21 protein-coding genes and 2 tRNA genes are annotated in these 26,782 nt (G+C 67.0%); 14 read left to right on the top strand and 9 right to left on the bottom strand.

The annotated features are described in order from the left end of the window. The 4 genes from ACTWQD_RS18010 to ACTWQD_RS18025 form a co-directional block, all read left to right on the top strand. Positions 1 to 189: sunset domain-containing protein (locus ACTWQD_RS18010; RefSeq protein ID WP_443197490.1), on the top strand; the 189-nt coding region annotated here is incomplete at its 5' end. An 84-nt stretch (positions 190 to 273) separates the two neighbouring features. After that, entirely contained in the window at positions 274 to 1,404 is a 1,131-nt protein-coding gene (locus ACTWQD_RS18015; protein ID WP_443197491.1) for a PQQ-dependent sugar dehydrogenase, read from the top strand. 117 nt (positions 1,405 to 1,521) lie between these two features. Then, positions 1,522 to 1,597: transfer RNA gene (locus ACTWQD_RS18020), tRNA-Lys, on the top strand. Between the two features lie 229 nt (positions 1,598 to 1,826). Next, entirely contained in the window at positions 1,827 to 2,288 is a 462-nt protein-coding gene (locus ACTWQD_RS18025) for a hypothetical protein (protein WP_443197492.1), read from the top strand. On the opposite strand, the gene ACTWQD_RS18030 is transcribed toward ACTWQD_RS18025, so the two are convergent. Then, complete coding sequence (locus tag ACTWQD_RS18030; RefSeq protein WP_443197493.1) at positions 2,285 to 2,425, bottom strand: hypothetical protein; 141 nt, start codon at positions 2,423 to 2,425, stop codon at positions 2,285 to 2,287. The genes ACTWQD_RS18025 and ACTWQD_RS18030 overlap by 4 nt on opposite strands. A gap of 131 nt (positions 2,426 to 2,556) precedes the next feature. Continuing rightward, positions 2,557 to 3,030, bottom strand: a complete 474-nt coding sequence (locus ACTWQD_RS18035) for a MarR family winged helix-turn-helix transcriptional regulator (RefSeq protein ID WP_443197523.1) — start codon at positions 3,028 to 3,030, stop codon at positions 2,557 to 2,559. 105 nt (positions 3,031 to 3,135) lie between these two features. On the opposite strand from ACTWQD_RS18035, the gene bcp reads away from it, so the two are divergent. The 7 genes from bcp to ACTWQD_RS18070 all read left to right on the top strand — a co-directional run bounded on the left by bcp (position 3,136) and on the right by ACTWQD_RS18070 (position 12,410). Further along, positions 3,136 to 3,609, top strand: a complete 474-nt coding sequence (gene bcp / locus ACTWQD_RS18040) for a thioredoxin-dependent thiol peroxidase (protein WP_443197494.1) — start codon at positions 3,136 to 3,138, stop codon at positions 3,607 to 3,609. Between the two features lie 168 nt (positions 3,610 to 3,777). Then, the gene (locus ACTWQD_RS18045) at positions 3,778 to 4,443 is read left to right on the top strand and encodes a GAP family protein (RefSeq protein WP_443197495.1); all 666 of its coding nucleotides are present in this window, start codon (positions 3,778 to 3,780) and stop codon (positions 4,441 to 4,443) included. Positions 4,444 to 4,534: 91 nt separating this feature from the next. Then, positions 4,535 to 4,616, top strand: a tRNA-Leu gene (locus ACTWQD_RS18050). A 249-nt stretch (positions 4,617 to 4,865) separates the two neighbouring features. After that, on the top strand, positions 4,866 to 5,540 hold the full coding sequence (locus tag ACTWQD_RS18055; RefSeq protein ID WP_443197496.1) for a fasciclin domain-containing protein: 675 nt from the start codon (positions 4,866 to 4,868) through the stop codon (positions 5,538 to 5,540). Between the two features lie 281 nt (positions 5,541 to 5,821). Next, positions 5,822 to 7,477, top strand: a complete 1,656-nt coding sequence (locus tag ACTWQD_RS18060; RefSeq protein ID WP_443197524.1) for an ABC transporter substrate-binding protein — start codon at positions 5,822 to 5,824, stop codon at positions 7,475 to 7,477. A 78-nt stretch (positions 7,478 to 7,555) separates the two neighbouring features. Further along, complete coding sequence (locus tag ACTWQD_RS18065) at positions 7,556 to 9,061, top strand: malate:quinone oxidoreductase (protein WP_443197497.1); 1,506 nt, start codon at positions 7,556 to 7,558, stop codon at positions 9,059 to 9,061. A gap of 88 nt (positions 9,062 to 9,149) precedes the next feature. Further along, positions 9,150 to 12,410, top strand: coding sequence for an efflux RND transporter permease subunit (locus ACTWQD_RS18070; protein ID WP_443197498.1), 3,261 nt, complete (start codon positions 9,150 to 9,152; stop codon positions 12,408 to 12,410). A gap of 19 nt (positions 12,411 to 12,429) precedes the next feature. Here ACTWQD_RS18070 and ACTWQD_RS18075 read toward each other — a convergent pair whose 3' ends face one another. The 4 genes from ACTWQD_RS18075 to ACTWQD_RS18090 form a co-directional block, all read right to left on the bottom strand. Then, entirely contained in the window at positions 12,430 to 16,683 is a 4,254-nt protein-coding gene (locus ACTWQD_RS18075; protein WP_443197499.1) for a Pls/PosA family non-ribosomal peptide synthetase, read from the bottom strand. Positions 16,684 to 16,786: 103 nt separating this feature from the next. Continuing rightward, positions 16,787 to 18,184, bottom strand: coding sequence for an aspartate kinase (locus tag ACTWQD_RS18080; RefSeq protein WP_443197500.1), 1,398 nt, complete (start codon positions 18,182 to 18,184; stop codon positions 16,787 to 16,789). A 107-nt stretch (positions 18,185 to 18,291) separates the two neighbouring features. Further along, positions 18,292 to 19,563 carry a diaminobutyrate--2-oxoglutarate transaminase gene (gene ectB, locus ACTWQD_RS18085; protein ID WP_443197501.1) on the bottom strand — a complete coding sequence of 424 codons (1,272 nt, stop codon included), beginning with the start codon at positions 19,561 to 19,563 and terminating at the stop codon, positions 18,292 to 18,294. 283 nt (positions 19,564 to 19,846) lie between these two features. After that, positions 19,847 to 20,860 carry a M20/M25/M40 family metallo-hydrolase gene (locus ACTWQD_RS18090; protein ID WP_443197502.1) on the bottom strand — a complete coding sequence of 338 codons (1,014 nt, stop codon included), beginning with the start codon at positions 20,858 to 20,860 and terminating at the stop codon, positions 19,847 to 19,849. A 217-nt stretch (positions 20,861 to 21,077) separates the two neighbouring features. On the opposite strand from ACTWQD_RS18090, the gene ACTWQD_RS18095 reads away from it, so the two are divergent. Next, positions 21,078 to 22,208 (top strand): LLM class flavin-dependent oxidoreductase, encoded by a 1,131-nt coding sequence (locus ACTWQD_RS18095; protein ID WP_443197503.1) that lies wholly within the window; start codon positions 21,078 to 21,080, stop codon positions 22,206 to 22,208. Next, complete coding sequence (locus ACTWQD_RS18100; protein WP_443197504.1) at positions 22,208 to 22,666, top strand: MarR family winged helix-turn-helix transcriptional regulator; 459 nt, start codon at positions 22,208 to 22,210, stop codon at positions 22,664 to 22,666. Before ACTWQD_RS18095 ends, ACTWQD_RS18100 begins: the two co-directional genes overlap by 1 nt. 34 nt (positions 22,667 to 22,700) lie before the next feature. Here ACTWQD_RS18100 and ACTWQD_RS18105 read toward each other — a convergent pair whose 3' ends face one another. Together ACTWQD_RS18105 and ACTWQD_RS18110 are read right to left on the bottom strand one after the other, a co-directional pair. Then, a complete protein-coding gene (locus ACTWQD_RS18105; RefSeq protein ID WP_443197505.1) occupies positions 22,701 to 23,477 on the bottom strand; it encodes an SDR family NAD(P)-dependent oxidoreductase in 777 nt (258 codons plus the stop codon). Then, positions 23,474 to 24,202 (bottom strand): FadR/GntR family transcriptional regulator, encoded by a 729-nt coding sequence (locus ACTWQD_RS18110; RefSeq protein ID WP_443197506.1) that lies wholly within the window; start codon positions 24,200 to 24,202, stop codon positions 23,474 to 23,476. The genes ACTWQD_RS18105 and ACTWQD_RS18110 overlap by 4 nt, the downstream gene beginning before the upstream one ends. 151 nt (positions 24,203 to 24,353) lie before the next feature. On the opposite strand from ACTWQD_RS18110, the gene ACTWQD_RS18115 reads away from it, so the two are divergent. Next, a complete protein-coding gene (locus tag ACTWQD_RS18115) occupies positions 24,354 to 25,847 on the top strand; it encodes a GntP family permease (RefSeq protein ID WP_443197507.1) in 1,494 nt (497 codons plus the stop codon). Positions 25,848 to 25,942: 95 nt separating this feature from the next. On the opposite strand, the gene ACTWQD_RS18120 is transcribed toward ACTWQD_RS18115, so the two are convergent. Continuing rightward, entirely contained in the window at positions 25,943 to 26,749 is an 807-nt protein-coding gene (locus ACTWQD_RS18120) for a transglutaminase-like domain-containing protein (protein ID WP_443197508.1), read from the bottom strand. Positions 26,750 to 26,782: the final 33 nt, after the last annotated feature.

Consider the following 26,782-nt stretch of genomic DNA (forward strand, 5'->3'; position numbering starts at 1 on the left):
GCAGATTCGGCGCCCGGCCCCGACGGCAGCGGCCCGGAGGGCTTCACGGTCAAGGGCAACGCGTCATCGATGGTCTACCACGACGAATCCAGCCCTGCGTACGAGGAGACCCGCGCCGAGGTCTGGTTCCTCTCCGAAGCCCACGCCGAAGCAGCCGGCTTCCGGCCGCCGCGGCGGACGCGGCAGTAATCCGTGGTGCGGCCCGCCCCTCCGGGCGCCCCTGACGCCGTCGTCCGCTGCCCAGCCGGCCGGTCCGTCAGCAAGCGGCGCGGCATGGCGTGGGCAGCCGCCGTCGGGATCCTGCTGAGCGGCTGCACGTCCACCGGGCCCGACGCACCCGGCGGCACCGCTCCCCCGGCCGGCACGAGTCCCGCGGTACCCGCCCCGGGGGAACCGGGTACCGGGGAGTCCGGTGCCGCGTCCAGGCCGGCCCCGGCAGCACCCACGGTGGCCGGGACCATCGACGCCGAACTGCAGGTGCCGTGGGCCACGGTTTTCCTGCCGGACGGCACGGCCGTGGTCTCCGAGCGCGACCGCGGCCGGCTCCGCACCATCGCACCGGGTTCGGGCGGGCGGGCCGGCACCCTCGGGACGGTTCCCGACGTCGTCCACGGCGGCGAAGGCGGTCTGCTGGGGCTGGCGCTCTCGCCGGACTTCGCCACCGACCGCTACCTTTACGCCTATTTCACCGCAGCCAGCGACAACCGGATTGCGCGGCTGCGCCTTGAGGAGCGGGGCGGGGAGCTCCAGCTCGGGCCCGCCGAGGTCATCTTCACCGGGATCCCCAAGGCCCGCACGCACAACGGCGGGCGGATCCGGTTCGGGCCGGACGGTTATCTCTATGTCGGCACCGGTGACGCCCAGCGCCGGGAGCAGCCGCAGGACCGCGACGCCCTGGGCGGCAAGATCCTGCGCCTCACCGCAGAGGGCCGCCCCGCGCCAGGCAATCCCTTCGGCGACAACCCCGTGTACAGCTTGGGCCACCGCAACGTGCAGGGACTCGCCTGGGACAGCGCGGGACGGCTGTGGGCCAGCGAATTCGGTCCCGACGTCAACGACGAGCTCAACCTGATTGTGCCGGGCGGCAATTACGGCTGGCCGGAAGTAACGGGGGCGCCGCAGCGGGACGGTTTCCTGGACGCCAAGGTGACGTGGCCGTCGACGGCGGATTCCTCCCCCAGCGGACTCGAGATCACCGGGGACACGGCCTACCTGGGTGCCCTCCGCGGCCAGCGCCTGTGGGTTGTTCCCCTCAACGGGGAATTTGCCGGCGATCCTGTGGGCTATTTCACACGCCAGTACGGGCGGATCAGGGACGTCGCACTGGCCCCGGACGGCCGTTTATGGATGCTGAACAACAACAAAAACCCTGATTCTGTGCTGGTTTTGGAGCTGCCCGGGTAGCCCCGGCCCCAGCCGGGGGACCCGATTTCACACTCCGCTCAAACTCGTGTAGAGTTTCATGTCGTTGCGGAGAACAACGCGGGAACAAAAACCCCGCGGAGAACGAAAACAACAGATGCACCTCTAGCTCAACTGGCAGAGCAATTGACTCTTAATCAATGGGTTCCGGGTTCGAGTCCCGGGGGGTGCACCACCAAAGAAAACCCCGTTCTACCGGCCACAAGCCGGCAGGACGGGGTTTTTGGTTTGCCGGCAGACCATGCCGGCGCCCTCCCTTGCCGGAGTGTCAGTGCCTCCCAATAACCGCGCCTGCCCGGCGGACTCGCATAGGATGCTGGTCTACGACCGAGACACCGGCCTCAGGGGGACACATTGACTGCTTCACACACCACGGGCATGCCTCTGGGGGCGGACGGCCGGCCATGACCAGGTCGAAAATCGCCGTGCGACGCACCCAGGGGACCAAACGGCGGCGGCCAAAGAAGCTTCCGGTCTCAGTCGCGGGCCTTCGCTGGGCGCTGGTGCGCAGGCTGCTGGTGGCTGTTCCTGTCGGGCTGTTCCTGGGCGGCATGGTGGCGACGGCGTTCGGTCTGGAGTCGGCCGATCCCGCCACCGAAGCGGCCCTGCTCTACGGCATGGCCTTCTCCACCGCCTCCTTCCTGGCAGTGACCTGGCTGCTGGGGCGCAGCCGGCGGGCGGCCTTTGCCGCGGACGGAGGCGATCCGCGGGCCGCGGGCGTGCTCCTCTTTGGCGTGCTGACCCCCCGCAGGAGGGATTCAGGGCGGCGCAACAACGGTTACGGCGGCGACGGCGGCTACAGCGGCGGCGGAGACAGCTCCGGAGACTGCGGTGGCGGGGACGGCGGAGGCGGCGGCTGCGACTAGGCTCGGCGCCGGACAGCGACCGCCAGCTGGAAATGGATGGGCAGCGCCAGCTGGACCGGGGAGGCGCCGACGGGCTCGTCAAGCAGCTCGTTAATTGAGGTCTGCCCTTCCAGCTCAGCAGTCAGGTCCGTATCCATCCCCTGAGCCTATGCGCAGCCGGTGCCCCGGCCGGTGAAAGACACGGGACGGCACGGATCACGCTCAGGCTGCCCTTCACCGGCCGGCCCAGACGGGCGGATGTGGCGCACAGACCCGCCGCCTTCCTGCCCTAATTGGCCTCGACGGCCAGGCCCGGTTCGTTGGCGGTGACGATTGCCTTCGCTTCCGGGGAGGCGATCTTGTTGGCCAGTTCAAGGACTACTGCCTGCAGCTCCTGCCGGAGCACATCGGGGTCAATCGAGGCGGCGGCCAGCACCGACCGTTCCATGTCCGCGGCCTCAGCAACGGCCTGGCGGCCCTGGTCCGTAAGGGACACCACATGGCTGCGCCGGTCCGAGGCGCTGCGGTGCCGGGAAATATGCCCGTGGGCTTCCAGCCGGCTCAGCGTCTTCCCCATGGTCTGCGCTTGGACACGCACCAGTTGGGCCAGTTGGGCCTGTGTCATAGGGCCGTTGGCGGAGAGCACTTCCATCGCGATGACCCCAGCGTGCGTGAGGCCGATAGCTCCCAATTTCTCGTTCCAGGAGTGTTCAACAAGGCGTGCTGCCGTAGACAAGAGGCGCCCCGTGGGCCAGCGTTCCATATCAGGCATACCAACGAGTATAGCGATGGTCCGATTCGGCGGGCCGCCCGACCCTCACTAGTCTTGAATTCCGCCCCCTGAAACAGCCCTGAGAAGGAGCACACCATGCCCGAACGACTCATCCCCGGCGACCCGGCACCCGCCTTCACCCTGCAGAATTCGGACGGGCGGGAGGTCTCCCTCTCGGATTTCCGCGGCCGCAGCACCGTGGTCTACTTCTACCCGGCGGCCTCCACCCCGGGCTGCACGAAGCAGGCCTGCGATTTCCGGGATTCCCTGGAATCGCTGGAGGGGGCAGGCTACGCGGTGGTGGGCATCTCCCCCGACCCGGTTGAGAAGCTCGCCAAGTTCGCAGCTGCGGAAGGCCTGGCCTTCCCCCTGTTGTCCGATCCGGACCACGCTGTGGCCGAGGCCTACGCGGCCTGGGGCGAGAAGAAGAACTACGGCAAAACCTACGAAGGACTCATCCGGTCCACCGTGGTGGTCGACCCCGAGGGGAAGGTGGCCGTTGCCCAGTACAACGTCCGGGCCACCGGGCATGTCGCCAAGCTCCGCCGGGACCTGAAAATCGACGCTTAGGCACAAAACCCCGGCGGGATGGCCCGTAGACCGTGTTCATCCACTGCGGGTGATGCGGCGGGGCCTCCCGCCGGCTTACAGTCACCAAAGGTCCTGGCCGGGCCGCGCGGGAAGGGATCATCTTGAAACCCTGTCGGTCCGCATGTTGAGGCGCCCGATGGGGGCTGCATGTTTGAACTGATCGCGGAACTTGTGCCGCTGGCGATGGGTATGGCGGCAAGTCCGCTCCCGCTGATCGCCGTGCTGCTGGTGATCCTCTCCCCCGATGGACGGGGCAGGAGCGTCGCCTTTGCTGTGGGCCGCGTCGCAGCGGTCCTGCTGACGGTGGCTGCGGTGGCGGCCCTGTCCGATACTGCGACGCAGGGCGCGGGCGGCAGCCGCGTGGGCGCAGCCATCCGGCTGGTGCTGGGCGTGTTACTGGTGGTCTTGGCGCTCACCAAGCTCCGCTCGCGGCGCCGAAACGCCGCCGAGCCAAAGTCCCCCGCATGGATGCAGGCGCTGGACGGCATGAAGCCGGCAAAGGCCCTGCGCACGGGATTCCTGGTGAGCGCGGTCAATCCGAAAGAGTTGGTCCTGGGTATCGCTGCCGGGGTGGTGATTGGCAGCGCGCACCTCCCCGCGGGCAGGGCTACGGCAGCCCTGCTTGGCTACACCGCGATAGCGACGGTCACCGTTGTGGCGCCGGTGGCGGCGTACCTCCTCTTTGGCGCCCCGGTGCGCCAGGCGCTGGAGCCGGTCCGGGCTTGGCTTGTCCGCTACTACGACATCATCATCGCGGCGGTGCTCGCCATCATTGGCGCCGTCATGATCGGCAAGGGCCTGGCCGGTCTCTAAGCCCGCTTCGACCGGCACGGGCGACGCGAAATGTACAATGGACCCTGGCATGCTCCCGTCACAGCCCAAAGGTCTGCTGGGCGGGCACCGCGCGCGAGTGGTGAAATTGGCAGACACGCAGGATTTAGGTTCCTGTGCCTTCGGGCGTGGGGGTTCAAGTCCCCCCTTGCGCACACAAACAATAGAGTCCCGGTCCTCGGACCGGGGCTCTTTGGTTTAACCGCTGGCACCTTCACAGGAGGTTGCCGGCCGGCCCGAAACCCAGGGCAAAAAAGAATTTCCATCCCTACCCATCCGTTTCCCCTGAGCCGCCGAATACCCAGTGAGACACCAACCAAGGTTGGTGGCCAACAAGTCGGAGAAGAGCCACTGCGGAAATAGTCCGCCGCTGGCAATGATCGGCACAACAAAGGAGAACCGAAATGCAGACCATCAAGCGCACGACTCTTTCCGTTGCAGGAATCGCCGCTGCAGCCATGCTCAGCCTCACTGCCTGCGGAGGATCCACCACCGCGGCACCCGCCTCCTCGGCTCCGGCCGCCACGCCGATGGAATCGAGCATGGCACCGTCGCCGTCCACCAGCTCCGCCGCAGCCATGGATCCGGCCGCCAACCTCGTCGGTGAAGGCTGCGCAGCCTACGCCGCCCAGGTCCCCAGCGGTGCCGGCTCCGTCTCCGGCATGGCACTCGACCCGGTAGCGGTCGCGGCCTCCAACAACCCGATCCTCACCACCCTGACCGCCGCGGTGTCCGGCAAGCTCAACCCGAAGGTGGACCTCGTGGACACCCTCAACGGCAGCGAATTCACGGTGTTCGCACCGACGGATGACGCGTTCGCCAAGATTGACCCCGCCACGATCGAAACGCTGAAGACGGACGATGCCCTGCTCAGCAAGATCCTCACCTACCACGTAGTGCCCGGCAAGATCAGCCCCGATGAGATCGTGGGCACCCACGCCACCGTCCAGGGCGGTTCCGTAACGGTCACCGGTACCAAGGATGCGCTCAAGGTCGACGACGCCAACGTCGTCTGCGGCGGCGTCATGACCGCCAACGCCACTGTCTACATGGTCGATTCCGTTCTGATGCCGAAGTAGGCACCACCGGCCCTCCTGTTGCGGCTCCAGCCTGACTCACTGGACCATGAGGGAGAAGCGAAGGCCCCCACCGCCGGTGGGGGCCTTCGTTTTGCCCTGATACCCCTGGTACCCCATGGACGCAGGCCGCGCACGGCTCACAGCCTGCGCCCGGGACGGTCATCTAGAATGGGGCTGTTCCGCAGCCGGCGGTCCATCCATTCCCCCGAGGTGATTACCGAGTGCCCAGAAGTACAGTGCCCCACCGCGCCGTGAGCCCCCGCCCCCAGCGGGCCGGCGCAGTGCGCCGCATTGCGGCCGGCCTGGCCGTGCTCCTGACGATTCCCCTTGCCGCCTGCACCGGCACCCCCGGCCCCGGCCCGGCCTCCGCAACCGCCTCGGCCAGCCCCACCGACGCCGCCCCCAGCGCCGTCTTCACCTTCGGCACCGCCTCCCAGCCGCTCGGGCTGGACCCGGCCGTGGTGTCCGACATCGAGTCGTACCGGATCACGCGCCAGGTCCTGGAGGGCCTGGTCGGCGTCGACCAGACCACTGGACAGCCCACGCCGCTGCTGGCCACCGAGTGGACCACCAGCGAGGACGGCCGCACGTACACGTTCAAACTCCGGGACGACGTGACGTTCCAGGACGGAACGGCGTTCGACGCCGCAGCCGTCTGCGCCAACTTTGACCGCTGGTTCAACTTCTCGGAGGCGCTGCGGCAGCAGGCTCCGGGAACCACCTTCAAGGGCGTTTTCAAGGCCCACGCCGATCAGGCCTCCCTTTCCATCTACAAAGGATGCGCCGCCGCCGCCCCGGACAACGTCACCATCGAGCTGACCCAGCCCTTCACCGGCTTCCTGCAGGCCCTGACGCTGCCCGCGTTCGCCATCTCCTCGCCGCAGGCCCTTGCGGCCCGCAACGCCGACGAGCTGAACCAGACCCGTGACGGCCAGGCCGTCTCCGCCTACGGGCTCCATCCGGTGGGAACCGGGCCCTACACGTTCAGTTCCTGGGACCCGGGCACCATCACCCTCTCCAGCAACAAGGACTACTGGGGGGACAAAGGCCAGATCGGCACCATCAACTTCGTCACCTATGACCACACCCAGACCCGGATGCAGGCCCTGCTGGACGGCAAGATCGACGCCTACGACGCCGTTACTGTCGGCAACTTCGACCAGCTCGTGAAGCGCGGGAAGCAGATTGTCCAGCGCGACCCGTTCTCCGTCATGTACCTGGGCATGAACCAGGAAGTGCCCGTCCTGCAGAACCTCAAGGTCCGCCAGGCGATCGAGATGGCCCTCGACAAGGACACCCTGATCCGCAGGTTCTTCATTGACAACACGGCCCAGGCCACGCAATTCGTCCCGGCCAAACTCAGCGGCTTCAACAACAACGCCCCCGCCCTGGGGCACAACCCGGACAAGGCCAAGGAACTCCTGGCCGAGGCCGGCTACCAGGGCGAGGAGCTGAAGTTCTATTACCCGCTGAACGTCACCAGGCCGTACCTCCCGACGCCGGAGAAGGTCTACGCTGAAATCAGCAAGCAGCTCACCGCCGTCGGGCTCAACATCAAGCCCGTGCCCGTCGATTGGTCCGAGGGCTACCTGCAGAAAGTCACTTCCCCCGGCGACCACGCCCTCCACCTGCTGGGCTGGAACGGCTCCTACGCCGACCCGGACAACTTCGTGGGCCCGCTCTTCGGCGAGAACACCGGCGAGTTCGGCTATCAGGACCCCCAGGTCTTTTCTAAGATCGCCCGGGCCCGCGGCCTGCCGGACGGCAAGGAGCGGACCGAGGAATACCAGACCATCAACGCCCAGATCGCCGCCACGGTCCCGGCCGTGCCCATCGCCTTTCCGATCTCGGCGCTGGCACTTTCGGACCGCGTGCTGAAGTATCCGGCGTCTCCGGTCCTGAATGAAGTTTTCACAAAGGTCGAGCTAAAGCCTTGACGGGCGGGGCCAATTTCAGTAAGAGGCCCGCGAGGGATATTCTGTGACAGCCAGACCCGCTGCTATCGGAGACTGATTGTGACTTTCATTTCCAAGACCCAACATGCCGACGTCGTCCTGATTGGCGGCGGCATCATGAGCGCCACTCTCGGAGCCTTCCTGAAGCAGCTCGAGCCGAACTGGACCATCTCCCTGTTCGAGAAGCTGGATGAGCCCGGCCTGGAAAGCTCCGGCCCCTGGAACAACGCCGGCACCGGACATGCCGCGCTGTGCGAGCTCAACTACTCCCCCGCAGCCAAAGACGGCTCCGTGGACCCGTCCAAGGCGCTCCTCATCAACGAGCAGTTCCAGCTGTCCCGCCAGTTCTGGTCCCACCTGGTCACGAACGGCATGATCGGCTCCCCCAAGGGCTTCATCAACACCGTGCCGCACATGAGCTTTGTGATCGGCGAGGAAAACACTAAGTTCCTGCGCACCCGCTACGAGGCGCTCAAGCCGAACCCGCTGTTCCGCTCGATGGAATACTCCGAGGACCACGCGCAGATCGCAAAGTGGGCCCCGCTGATCGTCAAGGGACGCGACCCGAAGCAGCGCGTCGCCGCCACCCGCGCCGCGGAAGGGACCGACGTCGACTTCGGTGCCCTGACCCGGGAGCTCACCACGTACCTCGGGAACAACGGCGTGGAGGTCAACTACGGCCACGACGTCACCGGTATCAAGCGTGCCCCCGGCGGCGGCTGGGACCTGGCCATCAAGCACCCCACGTCCGGCGAGCACGGCTCGATCCGTGCGAAGTTCGTCTTCGTCGGCGCCGGCGGCGGCGCACTGCACCTCCTGCAGGCCTCCGGCATCCCGGAAAGCAAGGGCTACGGCGGCTTCCCCGTTTCCGGCCAGTTCTTCCGCTGCACGGACGAGACACTCGCCGCCCAGCACAGCGCCAAAGTCTACGGCCAGGCCTCGGTGGGCGCACCGCCCATGTCGGTTCCGCACCTGGACACGCGGTACGTCAACGGCAAGCGCTCCCTGCTGTTCGGCCCGTACGCCGGCTTCTCCACCAACTTCCTGAAGAACGGCTCCTACCTGGACCTGCCCCTGTCCATCCGGCCCTCCAACATCATTCCGATGCTGGCCGTGGCCAAGGACAACATGGACCTCACCGCCTACCTGGTCAAGGAAGTCGCCAAGCGGCACGGCGCCAAGGTTGAGGCCCTGCGCGAGTACTACCCCGCCGCCCAGGACGGCGACTGGGAACTCATCACCGCCGGCCAGCGTGTACAGATCATCAAGAAGGACCCCAGGAAGGGCGGCGTGCTGCAGTTCGGCACCGAAGTCATCGCCGGCCGCGACGGCTCGATCGGCGCCCTGCTGGGGGCGTCCCCGGGCGCGTCCACGGCGGTACCGATCATGATCGAGCTGCTGCAGAAGTCCTTCCCGAAGCAGTTCAAGGGCTGGCAGTCCAAGTTCAAGGAGATGATGCCCGGTTATGGCGTCAAGCTCAACGAGAACCCGGACCTTGCCGCACAGCTTGAGGCCGACACCGCCAAGGCGCTCCAGCTGGAAACGGTCGACGCCAACCGCCGCTGACGCCGGTCCCGGGGCCGCGGAAGCCTTGATCCCTGCGCTGGTTAGACCCCGTTGAACTTCGTCCGCCGACCCGTCAGGAGACCATAGGATGTTCCGGCTTGCAAAGCTGTCGCTGGCCAACCGGGCCCTGATCGCCCTGGTCACCGTTTTCGCGTCGGTCTTCGGCGTGATCACGATGTCCTCGCTCAAGCAGGAGCTCATCCCGTCCATCGAGTTCCCGCAGATCACAGTCATCACGTCCATGCCCGGGGCCTCCCCGGAAGTGGTGGACAAGCAGGTCAGCGGGCCGCTGGAAACGGCGCTCAACGGCGTAGAGGGCCTGGAGTCGACGTCGTCCACGTCGCGCAACGGCGTCTCCCAGATCAGCATGGTCTTCACCTACGGCTCAAACCTGGACCGTGCCCGGAACCAGATCGACCGGGCCATCTCCAACGCCAAGCGGTCGCTGCCGGACGACGTCCAGCCCCAGGCCATCGCCGGCAGCATCAGCGATTTCCCCATCGTGTTCCTGGCGGTCTCCTCCGACAAGCCGCTGAGCGAACTGAACGCCGACCTGGCCCGGCTCACCGTCCCGCGGCTGCAGAAGCTCGACGGCGTCCGCGGCGCCGAGGTGACGGGCGGGGCCACACAGCACATCAAGATCCTGCCCCGCCCCGAGGCCATGGCGGCCTCCGGCGCGGGCATCCAGTCCATCAGCGAGGCACTGCGGAACAACGGGGCCCTCGTTCCCGCCGGCACCATCGAAGAGCAGGGCAAAACGCTCTCGCTGCAGATCGGCAGCCCGGTGGACTCCCTCGACGCCATCCGGGCACTTCCGCTGGGCGGCACCCGGAACGCTGCAACCATCGGCAGCGTCGCCGACGTCAGCATCGCCGAGGACGCCCGCACCTCCATCACACGGACCAACGGCAAGGAAACCCTGGCCCTGTCCGTCACCAAAAAGCCCGAGGGCGACACCGTGGGCATCTCCCACGCCGTGAAGGACCTCCTGCCGGAACTTGAGGCCGAACTCGGCTCCAACGCGAAGTTCACCCCGATCTTCGACCAGGCGCCGTTCATCGAAAAGTCCATCAAGGACCTCACCACCGAGGGCCTGCTGGGCCTGGGCTTCGCCGTCGGAGTGATCCTGGTGTTCCTGATGTCCGTCCGGGCCACCCTTGTCACGGCAGTCTCCATCCCGCTGTCCCTGCTGATCACCTTCATCGGACTGTCGGCCACGGGCTACTCGCTGAACATCCTGACCCTCGGCGCGCTCACCATCGCGATCGGCCGCGTCGTGGACGACTCGATCGTGGTGATCGAGAACATCAAGCGCCACCTCAGCTACGGCGAGCCGAAGATCACCGCCATCCAGACCTCCATCCGGGAAGTCGCCGGCGCCATCACGGCTTCGACCCTGACCACCGTGGCCGTCTTCCTGCCGATTGCCTTTGTGGCCGGACTGGCCGGCGAACTCTTCCGGCCGTTCGCCCTGACGGTCACCATCGCACTGCTGTCGTCCCTGCTTGTCTCGCTCACCATCGTGCCGGTCCTGGCGTACTGGTTCCTGCGGAACCCGGGCGCCAAGACGGGCGGAGCCCGGGAAGACACAGATGCCGCAGGCCGCGCAGCAACGGCCCGGGAGATTGCCGCGCAGGCCCACGAGGCCGAGCAGCGCACCGTCCTGCAGCGCGGCTACCTGCCGGTGCTGACCAAGACCCAGAAGCACCCGGTAGTGACCCTCATCGCCGCCCTGCTGGTCCTCGGCGGCACCGCCGCCATGACACCGCTGCTGGCTACCGACCTCCTGGGCAACTCCGGTGAGAACAGCATGACCGTCCGGCAGACCCTCCCGTCCGGCACCAGCCTGGCCGACTCCGGCGCCGCTGCGGTCAAGGTAGAGGAAGTCCTGCGGGAAATCGACGGCGTCAAGGACGTCCAGGTCACCACCGGCAACGCCCAGTCCGGATTCTCCGCGCTGCTGTCGGCCGGAGCATCAAGCTCCAGCTTCACTGTGGTGACCGAGGAGAAAGCCGACCAGAGCCAGCTCAAGGACACCGTGCGCAGCGAACTGGCCAGGATCCCCGATTCCGGAAAGATCACCGTGGGCTCCCAGCAGGGCGGCTTCGGCACCTCGTCCACCGTGGACATCACCCTGAAAGCTGCCACCACCGCTGACCTCCGGACGGCCAGCGACACCATGGTCAAGGCCATGGAGGGGGTCCCCGGCGCGTCCGAGGTGGCCACCAACCTGGCCGCCAGCCAGCCCGTGGTCCAGGTCAAAGTGGACCGCGCGAAAGCCGTCGCAGCAGGCCTCAGTGAGGAACAGGTGGCCGGTGTGCTCGCCGCCACCATCAGCCCGGTTCCGGCAGGAACGGTGCGCATCGACACCAACGACTACCCCGTGCGGATCGGCGAAGGCACCCGTTTCAGCAGCATCGACGCCGTCCGGCAGACCAAGCTGCCGACGGCGGCCGGTCCCGTGCCGCTGGTCAGCATCGCCGCCGTCGAACAGGTGGACGTCCCGGTCTCCATCACCGCCAGCAACGGCCAGCGGACCGCCCGAGTGTCCGTGACGCCGTCGGGCTCCAACCTGGGTGCGGTGAGCACCGAAGTGCAGGCCCGGCTCAAGACCGTCCAGCTGCCGGCGGGCGTCACTGCCGAGATCGGCGGCGCCACCACGCAGCAGGCAGAATCCTTCGGGCAGCTGGGCCTCGCCCTGCTGGCAGCCATCGCGATCGTCTACGTGATTATGGTGGCCACCTTCAAATCGCTTATCCAGCCGCTGATCCTGCTGGTCTCGGTGCCGTTCGCGGCGACCGGCGCGATCGGGCTGCTGCTGATCACCGGTGTGCCGCTGGGCCTGCCGGCCCTGATCGGCATGCTGATGCTGGTGGGCATCGTGGTGACCAATGCCATCGTCCTGATCGACCTCATCAACCAGTACCGCCAGCCGCGCAACGGCGAGCCCGGCATGAGTGTGGCCGATGCCATCACACACGGCGCCCGCCAGCGGCTCCGGCCGATCCTCATGACCGCGCTGGCCACCGTGTTCGCGCTGACGCCGATGGCCCTGGGCCTGACCGGCGGCGGCGGGTTCATCTCCCAGCCGCTCGCCATCGTGGTAATCGGCGGCCTGATTTCCTCTACGGCGCTGACCCTGGTGCTGGTTCCGGTGCTGTACCGGCTGGTGGAGGGCCGGCGCGAGCGGAAGGCACTCTCACGTGCGGACGCCGGTCAGGGTCCGGACGCCGGGCAGGCCACCCGCCCCGCGCGGCCGCGCGGCCGCCGGGCAGCTCCGGGGGCCGTCCCAGACAGCTTCCCGGACGACCTCCCCGAGGACGCCGGCGTCCCGACAGGATCCCGATAGCCCGCGGAGCCCTTATCGCCTAACGTCCGGACAGGGCCGACTTGCGCTGGCGGTGCATGGCCCGCTGCTTGCGGTGCCCGCCGTCGGCCTGCTTCCGGTCGGCGGCGGCAGCTTCGAGGCTGCGGTGGCGGGGACCGCCGGGGATGGCGGGGACGCCCTGCCCCCGGGGTGCCGGGACGGTCATCTCACGGGCCGGGTTGCCCGTGAACGTTGCCCCCTCGGGGACGTCCTCGCCCTTCATCAGCATGGCGTCGGCTCCGACGGACGAACCGTCGTGCAGCACCGCCCCGTAGTTGAGCCAGGAATCCACGGCAAGGGTGCAGCCGTTGCCGATCACAACGTAGTCCGACTTGAAGGCGCCGTCCTCCATGGAGTGGCCCTGCACATGCACTCCCTCGTTGAACGTGCAGTCATCGCCGATGGTCACCAGGGTCTTCTCCGGCATGTTCAGGCCGCCGTCGTAGACCCGTTTGCCCATTCGGACGCCGAAGAGCCGCCAAAGCACGGGCTTGAACGGGGTGCCGTTGAAGGCGGGCCCGCCCAGGAGCTTCCAGAGACGTTCGTGCCGCCAGAAGTACGGATCGTAGATGGAGCAGAACTGGGGCTTGAGGCGCCGGAATCCCATGACCGAGCGCTCCACCAGCGCCATGAACAGGATGCGGAACACCATCAGGCCCAGCATGGCGCCGGAGATGGCCAGGACGCCAATGAGATCGTGGCCGGTGACGGCGACGGCGCCCGCCAGGGCTGCGACGAACAGCAGGAACCAGCGCACGGCCAGGTAGAGGAACATGCTGATGATGTTGTGCCGGTTCTTGGACGGCAGGAGCCGCTGCATGGCTTCGGCCTGCTTGAGCTCGTCGAACTGGGCGTCGCGCTGGACGGACCGCGGAATTTCGAAGGCCGGTGAGCCCAGCAGGCCCACGTCCCGCCGGACCGGCCCGTCGATGGGGATCATGACCTTGGTGGCCAGCAGGCAGTTCTCTCCGGCCTGCGCCCCGATCGGAAACGTGATGTTGTTGCCGAGGAAGTTGTGCCCCGCGATCTGGACCTTGGAGAGGCGGAACGAGGTGTTGGTGTAGTCGGCATTCATCATGTTCAGGCCGTCGGACACCATGGTCCCGGTTCCCACGGCGCTGAGGAACGGCGACTCATGGGACAACGTGGGGCCGAAGTTCGAGCCGGTCTGCTGCACCTTGCCCAGGTCCCAGCCGAGGGCCTTCAGGTAGTGCACAATGTACGAGCTGTCGCCGAAGAGATTCTTGTACACCCCGAGGCTCGAGAACCGCATGATGGTCCGGTGCACCGAGAAGTGCCAGCCGTAGAGCGGATACACCACATCGGGTTTGATGAAGCGGTTCAGCACCCGTGGAACGCACAGGGTGAAGAAGAGGCCGGTGAACAGCCCGATGACAAACAGTACAAAGGTCACGGCCATCAGGTCCAGGATGAACGCGGCGGCGCCCAGCTGCAGGTGCCCGGTGTCCAGGTAGGACGGCAGCAGCGCCGCGAGGCCGAGGATGCCGACCGGGAGGACCAGAACCAGGCGGCTGAAGAGCTGGAGCAGGCTGAAGATGACGCGCCGGCGTGTGCTGCAGTTCGCCGCCGGCACACGGAGGTAGTTCGTGGCGGTCCGGACTGCCGGGGAGCCGTGCCAGACTTCACCGGCGGGCACGGCCTGCCAGGACTGGAGCGAGGAGGCGTGCCCGAGCTGGCTGTTGTCCCCCATTGATGCCCCAATGTCGAGGGTGGTCCGCTCCGAGACAAGCACGTTGCTGCCCAGCGTCACGGGACCTTTTTGGATGATGCCGGAGTGGGCCCGGTAGCACATGATCGAGGCATTCTTGTGGATGACGGTGTTGTCACCAATGGTCAGCAGGTCCGGGCAGCCCGGAACCTTCCCGGAGAAATCCACCACTCCCTTGCCGATATGCGCACCGAGCATCTTCAGGTACAGGACATACAGCGGGGAGCCTGCGAACAGCACCAGGGGGTTGGCCCGTGTGAGCGTCTTGACCGCCCAGAACCGGAGGTAGTCAAAGCTCCAGATCCGGATTTCGCCGGGCTTCCAGCGCCCCACCACCACCCATTTGAAGATGATCGGGGTCACGGACAGGATCAGGAACATGGCCGCCCCGAAGCCGACCGCCCGCAGCCACATCTCAAAGAGGTTGGAGCCGCCGGACGCCCATTCATAGCCGAACACCAGCAGCCAGGCGGCGTACATCGTATAGCCCAGGAAGAACAGCAGCTGGACCGCGCCGCAGAGGGCGTACCGGAGGGAGCTGACGCGGTACGGCTCGGCGGGGGGTGCCACGCCGCCCGCCGGAACGGCCGGTTCCAGCACGGTGTCCCGTTGAACGGCGTCGAGGCACTCGGCCAGCTGCCGGACCGTGGGGTGTTTGTAGATGTCCTGCATTGCCGCCGGCGGCAGGTCGGTTTGCTTCCGGATCCGGGCACAGTAGTGCGCCATCAGCAGGGAATCCGCGCCCAGGTCATTGAAGAAGTGCGCGTCCGTGGAGACCTTGTCCAGGCCCAGCACGGCGCCCAGCTGCTCGGCCAGCGCCACTTCGGTGGCAGTGGCCGGGGCGGTGAAGGCCCCGTTGCCGGCAATGCCCAGCCGGTGGGTGGGCCGCGGCAGCCGCTTCCGGTCCACCTTGCCGCTGGCCATCATGGGCATGGACTCCAGTTGTTCGAAATACGCCGGAACCATATACCCGGGGAGCCTGGTGCGGAGCATCTCCCGGATGTCGCGGGCGTCGACGTTCTCCGCGTCCTGCCGGAGGGTGTAATACGCGGCCAGCTCCACGGATCCGCTCTCCGGCGAGAACTTTTCCACCACGCCCTGGGCGATGCCGGGCAGCTGCAGAAGGAAGGATTCGATTTCGGTCAGTTCGATGCGGTAGCCGCGGATCTTGACCTGGGTGTCGATGCGGCCGAAGTATTCGATCTCGCCGTCGGCATTGAACCTGCCCAGGTCGCCGGTGCGGTAGATACGGCCGGACGGGTTGTTGCCGATACCGAGAAAATCCGGGATAAAGGCCTGCTCCGTCAGATCGGGGCGGTTGACGTAGCCGCGGGCCAGCCCCACCCCGGCCAGGCCGATCTCCCCCGACTCTCCGGGGGGCAGGGCGCGGCTTCCGTCGGGGTCCAGGATGACGGCCGTGTAGGTGGGCAGGGGCACGCCGAGCGAGACGGGCCTGTCGGGGTCCAGGAGAGCCCAGGTCGCGGTGACTGTGGCCTCGGTGGGCCCGTAGACATTCAGGAAGCGCCGGCCGGGGCGATGCCACCGCATCACAAGGTCCCTGGGGCACGCCTCGCCGGACACCAGCAGGAACCGCAGGCCCGGAAGGTCCTCATCGATGGTCGCCAGCAGCGTCGGAACACAGCACAGAGCGGAGATGTTCTTTTCCTGCAGGTACTCCGCGAGGTCGGCCCCGAGCAGGCTGGGGCCGCCCGGCTTGGGCACCAGGGTGGCACCGGCCATCCAGGAGACCCAGATTTCCTCGACGGAGAAGTCGAAGGCGATGGTCATGCCCTGATAGACGCGGTCCGTCTGCTCGATGCCGTAGATATCGGAGGCCACCCGGACGAAGTTGCAGATGCTGGCATGCTCCACTGCCACGCCTTTGGGCCGGCCGGTGGAACCGGAGGTATAGATGATGTAGGCCAGCTCATCGGCGGTCCCGCCCATGTCCGCACCGTCCATGCGTCCGGGGTCCTGGGCGTCCACGTGCGGCTGCTCCACGTCAAGGCAGACCGTCTGGGCCGCAACCTCGGGCAGAAGGTCCGTCAGGCGCGACAGTGACAGCACCATCGCCACGTCAGCGTCCTCGACGATGTACTTCAGGCGGTCCGGGGGGAACGCCGGGTCCAGCGGCACATAGGCGGCGTGGATCTTCAGCACCGCGAGCATCGCCACGTAGGCGCGCCACGGCTCGTCGAACAGGAGGGCGATGCGGTCCCCGGGCCGGGCGCCGCGTTCAAGGAGGCGGCGCGCCAGCTGGTTGGCCCGGGCATCCAGCTCCAGGTAGCTCAGGGCTATGTCCCCCGCATCCACGGCGAGCTGGCCGCCCAGGCCTTGTTCCCGCAACAGGTCGCACCGGTCCTCAAAGAGCTGGTCCAGCCGTTCGCCTTCCTGCCAGCGTGCGGCCTGGTCCGGAGCCTCCGACGTCAGGATTGTCCCCTCGGCAGCGCCGCCGTCCGAGGACATCCTGCCGCGCAGCTCCGCCGGGGCGGTGGCGCCGGTGCGCACCCTCACCTTCTTGCTCATACTGTCTCCTTCGGGTGACGCGGGGTGCCGCAGGCAGGCTGCTGGTTTTCGTGGCGGACCGGGCGCTGCGGCTGTTGCAGGGGAATCGGGGTAGGCACGGCGCTCAGCCGCCGCGGGAGGCGTGGCTCGTTGCCAGGCCGGGGAGCTTGTGGCCCCAGCGGGGGCCGCCGTCCAGGTCCCGCTCGTGGTGCGACGCCGGGCGCTGCTGAGCTTCGTCGACGGCGGCAGGCGCCATGCCGAACGCCTGCCTGACCGCGCGCTCGGCATCGGCCAGCCGGTCGTCGCTGGTGATGGCAGCAACGCAGGTCTCCGAAATTTCCACCAGGTCCAGGCCGATCCCGGCCTCGTACAGCGTCCTCAGGAACGTGCAGAAAACTTCCGGCGAGGACCGCATGCCGACGCCGGTGACGGACACCTTGCCCACCTGGCCGCCGTGCCGCAGGCTCTGGAACCCGATGGTCCGCTGTGCGTCGCCCAGCACGGCGAGCGCCGGAGGGGCCTGCGTTGCCGGGACAATGAGGGCGACGTCGTACCGGGACGATCCTGTGGCGGCCGCGTTTTGGACGATGGTCTGGACGCTCACCCCCGAATGGGACAGCACCTGGAACATGCGGGCGATGCTGTCCGGCCGGTCGGGAACACCGATCACAGTGACTTTTGCGGCCGAGTTGACGCCCGCCACGCCGGTGACCACGGGCTGCTCCCGCACCGGCTTCCGGAACGGGTGTCGGTCAAGGCCGGGCAGGATCAGCGTCCCCAGGTCCGGCACGAACGAGGACCGTACGTGGATCGGGATGCCGAAACGCCGGGCGTATTCCACGCAACGCAGGTGCAGGACCTTGCAGCCGGACGCCGCGAATTCCAGCATGATCTCGCTGGAGAGCACCCCCAGTTTGCGTGCCTTCGGAACAATCCGGGGGTCCGCGGTATAGACACCGTCCACGTCAGTGTAGATCTCGCAGATGCCCGCACCGAGTGCCGCCGCCAGCGCCACCGCGGTGAGGTCGGAGCCGCCCCGCCCGAGGGTGGTCACCTTCTTCCCCTTTTTCGTCCTCCCCTGGAACCCGGCAACGATGGGGACTTCGCCGCGGGCCAGCGCGGCGCGGATGCGGTCCGGCCGGACGTCGGTAATCTGCGCCTTGCCGTGGACGTCGTCGGTGATCAGGCCCGCCATGCTGCCCGTAAAGGTGACCGGCGCCTGGTCCCGGTCCGCGAGGGCGATGGCCAGCAGCGCCGAGGACACCAGTTCGCCGGTGCTCAGGAGGGCATCGAGGTCGCCGGGGCGCGGCCGGGACGAAACGGCCGCGGCCAGGTCGCAGAGCTCGTCGGTGGTGTCCCCCATGGCGGATACCACCGCAACCACCTGGAACCCGTTTTCGCGGGTGGTGGCGATCCGTTCGGCCGCACGCAGGATGCCGGAGGGGTCCGCGAGGGACGATCCTCCGAACTTCTGCACGATGACGCTCCCCTGGGCCATCGCCTTGCCCCACTCGTCTAGCACGACGGGTATCCATCCTGATTGGCCGCTGTTGCCTGTTGGGTGCTCATTTGCCGTTCCTCATACCTGATCGGTCACGTGTCGCCGGATGTCTCCCTTTGTGCCGGCCCCTAGGCGATGGACTTCTCCGCGATTTTCCCGCCGGTCACGGATTCGGCGGCGTCAGCCAGGATGTCGAGGCCCCTCTGCAGTTCCCCGGCCTCGATGGTCAGCGCAGGCATGGTCTTGATGACCTCGCCGTCAGGCCCGGATGTCTCCACCAGCAGGCCGCGTTCGAACGATTCAGCGGCGATCCTCCCTGCCACCTCGTGGTCCGGGTAGTAGATACCCGTCAGCAAGCCCCGGCCCCGGACGCGGGCACCCTCGGTCCGGGCTGCGATCTGCGCCAGGCCGTCGTGCAGCTGGGATGCAAGCCCCGCGACCTGCAATTCAAAGCTGCGGTCCTGCCAGTAGCGCTCCAGGGCGGCAGTACCCGTTACGAACGCCGGATTGTGGCCGCGGAACGTCCCGTTGTGCTCGCCGGGCTTCCAGATGTCCAGTTCCGGCTTGAAGAGTGTCAGGGACAACGGCAGGCCGAATCCCGAAATGGACTTGGACAGGCAGACGATGTCGGGGGTGATCCCGGCTTCCTCGAAACTGAAGAACGTACCGGTGCGTCCGCAGCCGGCCTGGACATCATCCACAATCAGCAGGATCCCGTGCTGGCGGCACAGTTCGGCCAGGCCCTGGAGCCAGGAAGCGCGGGCGGCCCTGAGCCCGCCCTCCCCCTGGACCGTTTCGACAATGACCGCGGCGGGCCGGTCCACGCCCGAACCGCTGTCCTCCAGCGCGTGGCGGAGCCAGAGGAAATCCGGTGTCTGTCCGTCGAAGAAGCCGTCGTAGGGCATGCTGGAGGTGTTGGTCAGCGGAACTCCGGCGCCCTGCCGCTTCATGGAGTTGCCCGTCACGGCCAGCGAGCCGAGGGTCATGCCGTGGAAGGCATTCGTAAAGCTAAGGACATGGGTCCTGCCGGTGACTTTCCGGGCCAGCTTCAGGGCGGCTTCCACCGAGTTGGTCCCCGTGGGGCCCGGGAACATGACTTTATAGTCAAACCTGCGGGGTTTCAGGATCAGCTCATGGAAGGTTTCCAGGAAACGCCGTTTGGCGGTTGTTTTCATATCCAGTGAATGGACGATCGCGCCGGAGAGAAGGTATTCCACGAGCGGCCGCAGCAGATCCGGATTGTTGTGTCCGTAGTTCAGCGCCCCCGCCCCGGAGAAAAAATCCAGATAGTCCTTGCCGTCTTCGCTGTACAGCGTGCTGCCCGCCGCGCGGTCAAAAACGGTGTCCCAGCTTCGGCAGTAGGTGCGGACCTCTGATTCCAGGGTTTCAAATATATCCATCGGTAGCTTTCCTTCGTTCTATTCCCCGGCCCAGTTACGGCTCAGACATCCGGAAAACGGCCACTGCGGAGCGAATTACCTCGTCGTAAAGCGCAATCAAAAGAGTGACCGGTGATAACTCCAAACTATGGAAGGCCGGTATCCAATGGATCCGTAGGCCGTACTCGAAATCTCGACCCGTATCCGGCAGGCTCTACTTAGCTGTACTTATAAAAGTGCTTGTCAGGGTCAAGTAGTCCATGGACCGGGACCTGCAGAACGCAGTCCGGCCGGGCAGCGCCGTTCAGTTTCCGGGCGCAAGGGCGTACGAGGCGGTGGCGTAGGCCAGGGCGGCGGACATCTCCTTGAGCAGGTCGGTGTTGGTGTTGCCGATGGTGTCGCACGCCTTGTGGTAGCAGGGATCCAGGACCTTGCCGCTGGTCCCGCCGAAGGACTGCACCTGGGCCTTGGTCTTCTTCTCGACGTCGCCGCTGAACAGCCCTCCGACAGGAATTCCGGCCTGCAGGAACGGCTCGTAGTCAGAGCCGCCGTCAAAGACCGTGGCCTCTGCAGCCAGCGAGTTCTCCTCGAAAAACCGGAAGAACAGTTGCTCTATGGCCTTCGAACCCGACGGGCCGGCGTCGCCGAAGTCGGAGCCGTCGCCGTCGTGGATGGACCGCACGCCGTTCGGGGAGGCGAGCATGTCGACATTCAGGTTCGCTGCAGTCCGGTTCTTTTCAGCTTTGCTCAGCTCGTCGACGTAGTGCTGGGAGCCGTAAAGCCCGTCCTCCTCGCCGCCCCAGAACGCAAAGACCACCCGGTTGGCCGGGGTGATCCCGCTTTCCTTCAGCCATTTGGCGGTCTCCAGGATGGCCGCGACGCCGCTGGCGTTGTCGTTGATGCCCGGGCCCTTGCGGACGGAATCCAGGTGGCCGCCCACCACCACCGTGCGGGCGGCGGTGCCTCCGGTCTCGGCGAGGATGTTGAAGCTTTCCACCTTTTTCCGGTTCTTACCCTCGGCCCGGAATGAAAACGTCTGCCGGACCGGCGTGTACCCGGCCGCGCGCAGCTGCTCCTCGACGTAGCGGCCGGACTCCTCGTACCCCGGGGTCCCGGAGGCACGATTGCCGTCATTGTCGTCCGCGATCTTCTGCAGTGCCTCCAGATGGCCCACCAGATCGCGGCTCTTGAAGGCCTCCAGCACCGCCCGCGCGTCCACGCCGGAGGCCGGCTCGAGGCGGGAGGCAGTGCACCCCGACACCAGGAAACACAGCACCAGCAAAAGTGCTGCGGCGATCCGTCCGTGCCTTTTCATCATGCGGGCATCCTCCAGGGTTCGAAGATAACGTCCGCGCCGGGGAAGGGAAAGAGCCGTCACCCCGCCGATGGCCCCCGGCAGATGCTTCGCGGCAGGTGCATCCGGGCGGGAATATCCGGACCCGGCGCACGTTATACAGGGCGATAGATGCAAATGCATGTAAATCGGCTATAGTAGAAACAGCACCCGGAAGTCTCCGGCCACGGAAAGGCACACCATGCAGATCGGCGTATTCAGCGTCAGCGACATCACCACCGACCCCACCACGGGCCGCACCCCCACGGAACACGAGCGGATCAAGGCGTCCGTGGCGATCGCCAAAAAAGTCGAAGAGATCGGCATGGACGTCTACGCCCTCGGCGAGCACCACAACCGGCCGTTCTTCTCCTCCTCCCCCACCACCACCCTGGCGTACATCGCGGCCCAGACCGAGCGCATCATCCTCTCCACGGCCACCACGCTGATCACCACCAACGATCCCGTGAAGATCGCCGAGGACTTCGCAATGCTCCAGCACCTGGCCGACGGCCGCGTGGACCTGGTCCTGGGCCGCGGCAACACCGCCCCTGTCTACCCCTGGTTCGGCAAGAACATCCAGGACGGGATCGAGCTCGCGATCGAGAACTACTCCCTGCTGCGCCGCCTCTGGGACGAGGACACCGTCAACTGGTCCGGCAAGCACCGCACCCCGCTGCAGAACTTCACGTCCACCCCGCGCCCGCTCGACGGCGTCGCCCCCTTTGTATGGCACGGTTCCATCCGCACCCCGCAGATCGCGGAAGTGGCCGCCTACTACGGTGACGGGTTCTTCGCGAACAACATCTTCTGGCCCAAGGAGCACTACCAGCAGTTGATCGGGCTGTACCGCGAACGCTACGAGCACTACGGCCACGGCGCAGCGGATCAGGCCATCGTGGGCCTCGGCGGCCAGTTCTTCATGCGGAAGAACTCGCAGGACGCGGTCAAGGAGTTCCGCCCCTATTTCGACAACGCCCCGGTGTACGGCCACGGCCCGTCACTGGAGGATTTCACCGCGCAGACCCCGCTGACCGTCGGCAGCCCGCAGGAAGTCATCGAGAAGACGCTCACGTTCCGGGAGTACTTCGGCGACTACCAGCGCCAGCTGTTCCTGATCGACCACGCAGGACTACCGCTGAAGACCGTCCTGGAGCAGCTGGACCTGTTCGGCGAGGAGGTCCTTCCCGTCCTGCGCAAGGAATACGCCGAGAAGACTCCCGCCCACATCCCCGAACCGCCCACCCACGCCGGCCGCGTCGCGGCGTCGGTCGCCGCAGCAGGGCAGTCCGCCAGCCAGCCCGCCGGCGCCGCCGGTCTTAAGAGGGCGTGATGTCCGCCCGGACCGAATCGCCGGTGCGCCTGGCCGCGGAGACCTGGGAGTCCCTGTTCCGCGCCCAGGTGGCGGTGATGCGCCGCCTGGGCGCAGGGCCGGCGTTCAAGAACCTCGCGGTCAACGAATACGACGTGCTGTTCACGCTTTCCCGCTGCCCGTCCGGCTGGCTCCGCCAGAACGAACTGAACGACCATGTGCTGCTGAGCCAGTCCAGCCTGAGCCGGCTCGTGGAGCGGCTCGAAAAGCGCGGCCTCGTGGAGCGGATGCCGGCACCTGACGACGGCCGCGGCGTCCTGGTCCGGCTCACCGAAGCCGGCCGGGAGCTGCAGAAGGACATCGGCCGGGAGCATGTCCGCGACATCGCGGCCTTGGTGGGCCCGGCACTGACTGCGGCCGAGCAGCAGGAGCTCCTGCGCCTGACGGAAAAGCTGCGCGCCTCGGTGGCGTCCCGCTGAGGCGCGCAGCTTCCCGGAGTCGGCGGACGGCCCCCTAGGAGACCTGTAGCCCGCCGTTGATGTCATAGGTGGCCGCGGTGATGAAGCCGGCATCCTCCCCCAGCAGGAACGCCATGAGAGCGGCCATCTCTGTGACCGTGCCCACTCGGCCCACCAGGATGTCCTTGGACATTTCCTGCTTCCGTTCTTCGGTGAGGGTGCCGCCCATGATGTCAGTGTCCACAGGCCCGGGCGCGATGCAGTTCACAGTGATTCCATGCTCACCCATCTCACGCGCCAGGGCGCGGGTGAAGCCAATGATGCCGGCCTTGGCCGCGCTGTACGCAACCTTCGAATAGGTGCCGCCGCCGCGCTGGGCGGAGATGGACGAAATGCTGACCACCCGGCCGATCTTCCGGTCAATCATGCCGCCCAGCACACGCTGGGTGACCAGGAACGTCCCGGTCATGTTGATCGCGAAAACCCGCTCCCAGCCCTGCTTGGTTTCTTCCATAAAGGTGCGTGGCGAGCTGATGCCGGCAATGTTTGCCAGGCCCACAATGGGCGGCAGTTCCGCCTCGACACGGCTGATGGCGGCGTCGATGGAGTCCTCGTCGGAGACGTCTGCCTGCAGGCCCAGAGCCCGCACCCCGTGCTTCGCCTCAATCTCCTTGGCCGCCAGCGAGGCTGCTTCGCCGTCGATGTCCAGGATGGCGATATGCCATCCGTCGCGGGCCAGCCGGTCCGCCGTGGCGCGCCCGATCCCGCGCTCGGAGGCGGCTCCGGTGAGGACCGCGGTGCGTTCGGCGGGAAATACTTGGGTCTCGGTCATGCTGGCTCAACTCCTGTGTTGGTTTCCTGGTTGCTGATAAAGCGTTCGTAGTCGTCGTAGGTCTGGTTGATGTGTGCTTCCATCGCCTTGCGGGCCTTTTCCGGGTCCTTCGTGGCAATCGCCGCCAGGACCAGCCGGTGGTGCACCAGGGCATGGCGCTGCACTTCGGGGAACGCCGAAGTCTCCCGGCGGGCGGTATAGAGCAGCTGGCCGAGCTGGCCAAGGAGCGCCGGAAGGAACGGGTTGCCTGAGGCCCGGAAGACGGCGTTGTGGAAGGCAAGGTCGGCGAGGGTCACGGCGTCGAGATCCCGGGCCTCATGCGCCTTTTCCAGGTCCGAGATCGACGCTTCCATGACCGCCAGATGCTCGGTCGTGGCGTGCCGGGCGGCCAGTTCGGCGGCGCCGGTTTCCACCATGCGCCGTACCTCGAGAAGCCTCAAGGCCACCTCCCCGATGCCGGCGCCGCGGGCCGCGGCGCGGAAAATGGCCTCGAGCCCGGTCCACTCCTCCGGGGGATTCACCACCGTGCCCAGTCCGCGCCGCACTGTCACGATGTTTTGGGCCTGAAGCATTTTTAGCGCCTCGCGAACCGTCAGCCGGCTGACGTCAGAGGTTCTGGCGATCTCCGATTCCGCCGGCAGCGACGTATGCGGGGGGATGGCTCCGGAGAGAATGCGTTCCAGGATATCCGCGAACACTGCATCCGCGAGAGTCTGGCGGGCCATCGGTTTCCCCTCACAGCTTGTCAGATGTCTTACGTCCCGTTAGTGTGGCACCCGTCACTCGATGGAGTCAATTCCGCAAGCCACCTGGCGCCTGTCGAGGAACGGCCGGGCACAGAGCCCGTGCCCCTGCACCCCCAAGGAGTAAATCAACGTGGATCTACAACTACTACTGGCGCTGGTCCTGGGCATCGCGACAATCGTCGTGCTGGTCCTTCGCACCCGGCTTGACGCGTTCGTGGCGCTGCTCATCGCCGCTCTCGTGACCGGCCTCGTTGCGGGCCAGTCCCCCCTCGACATCGTCAAAGCAATCACGACCGGTTTCGGCAACACCCTCTCCTCGATCGGCATCGTGATCGGTCTTGGCGTGGCCATCGGAAAGATCCTCGAAGTCTCCGGCGCCGCCAACGCACTGGCGCTGTCTTTCCTCCGGCTCTTCGGCAAGGGCCGGGAGCCGTGGGCGATGGGCACCGTCGGCGCGCTGGTTTCCATCCCCGTCTTCTGCGACTCGGGCTATGTCATCATGAACCCGCTGGCCCGTTCGATCGCACGGGTCAAGCGCGCCGGCTACGTGACGCTGGCCCTGGCATTGGGCGCAGGCATGACCCTGACGCACCACCTGGTGCCGCCGACGCCGGGCCCGCTCGCCGTCAGTGGCCTGCTGGGTGCGGACCTCGGCGCCGTCATCGTCACCGGCCTGGTATTCACCGTCCTCCTGCTCCCGGTTGTGGTGGCGTATGCGAAGTGGATGGGGCCCAAGCTGGAGAGTTCCGTCTCCGCGGAGGTCCGCGAGGCTGTTTACGGCCGGGCCGCGCTGGTCGGTGCAACCGAAGGAGCGCGCCACGGCGCCGCGGGGACGATCACCGCTGACCATGATGACGCCCCCGCGGCCGGAGACCTTCCCGACGGCCCTGAAGCTGAACTCGGCACCCCGCCGGCAGGCGCCAAACCGCACCGCGTCGGAGCGTTTGTTGCCTCCCTGCCCCTGCTGGTCCCGCTGTTCCTCATCGTCCTCAACACGGTCACGGGCGCCATCGACCAGAACGCGCAGGGCGTGGTCGGTGGAAAGTACGAGCCGTCCGGCTGGGTTGTGCCCTTCGCGTTCATTGGCAACCCGGTGATCGCCCTGATCATTGGCGTCCTGCTGGCCGTCTACGTCCTGCTGCCGCGGTGGACGCCGCGTACCAAGGTCCAGGGCTGGTTTGCCGATGCGGCCGCCTCTGCCGGCCTCATCCTGCTGATCACCGGCGCGGGCGGTGCGCTGGGCCAGGTGCTGCGCAGCTCCGGCGTCGGTGATGCGCTGGCGGAGGCCATCGCCGCCACGCCGCTGCCGGCTTTCCTGGTTCCCTTCCTGGTCGCCACTCTCGTACGGCTTGCCCAGGGGTCGGGTACCGTGGCAATGATCACGGCTGCCTCCGTCACGGCACCGCTGGTGGGCACGCTTGGCATCGATCCGCTGGTGGCTGCCATGGCCTGCACCGCCGGGTCCATGATCCTTAGCTACTTCAACGACTCCTACTTCTGGGTGGTCACCCGGTTCACGGGGCTCGAAGGCACCGCGGCCCTCCGGGGCTGGTCGGGCATCACCACTGCGGTCTGGGCGGGATCCATTCCGCTGCTGTTCATCCTCAGCCTCGTCATGGGCTAAAACCGCGCAAGCAGCAGAACGCCCGGCCCGGGATGTCCCGGGCCGGGCGTTCTGCGTGGCCGTCTGACCCGTGCGAGCAACGGGCACCGCGCCGGCTAGCGCAGGGCGACGAGCTTCGCCGGATCCTCGTCCGGCAGGTCGCCGTCGACGACGGCGGTCACCTGCAGCTGCGTCAGGGACAGGCTGCCGCCCACCGTCGACAGGAACGCGGTATCCGAGGAGTCCCGGCCCGCCGTGATCCGCAGCATGGCCTCCCGCGGCGCCAGGCCGGTGGGGTCAATGACGTGCCAGGCTCCGTTGATGTGTGCCTCCGCCACGGCGTGGAAGTCCATCGGGTTCAGTCCCGGGGCGTACACGGCGGCCAGCCGCGCCGGGACGTTCTTGGCGCGCAGCAGGGAGATGGCCAGGTGGGCAAAGTCGCGGCAGACCCCGCGCCGGTGCAGCAGCGTCTCGACGGCGCCGTCGGTCCCGCGTGAGGATCCGCTGATGTAGCGGAGTTCGCTGGAAACCCAGCCGCGCACGGCGTTCACCAGCTCTTCGCCCTGCAGCCCGCCGAACTCCGCGTAGGCGGTGGGCAGCAGCCGGTCCGACTCGGCGTAGCGGCTGGGCCGGACGTAACGGATGAGCTCCATCAGCCCGGGTTCCTCCGGGACCGCGAACCCGGAGACCTCGGCCGAATACTCCACCAGCACTTCGGTGGGCTCGGCGAATTCCATGTAGTGGAAGCGTCCGCCGTGGTGGTCCGAGAGCTCGGTCAGCGGCACGTCCTCGCCGCCGGCCGTCACCGACAGGGACTCCACAAAGCTGCTGTAGCCGGGATTCCGCGCCACGGACACCGCCAGGGCGACCTTGGTGTCGGCCACTGTCTTGAAGGCCAGGCGGGCGGCTACAGAGCGGTGCATGTATCTCCGGGGGTGTGGGTTTACGGCGGATGG

It is taken from the genome of Pseudarthrobacter sp. 1C304, assembly GCF_052245515.1.
GTDB lineage: Bacteria > Actinomycetota > Actinomycetes > Actinomycetales > Micrococcaceae > Arthrobacter.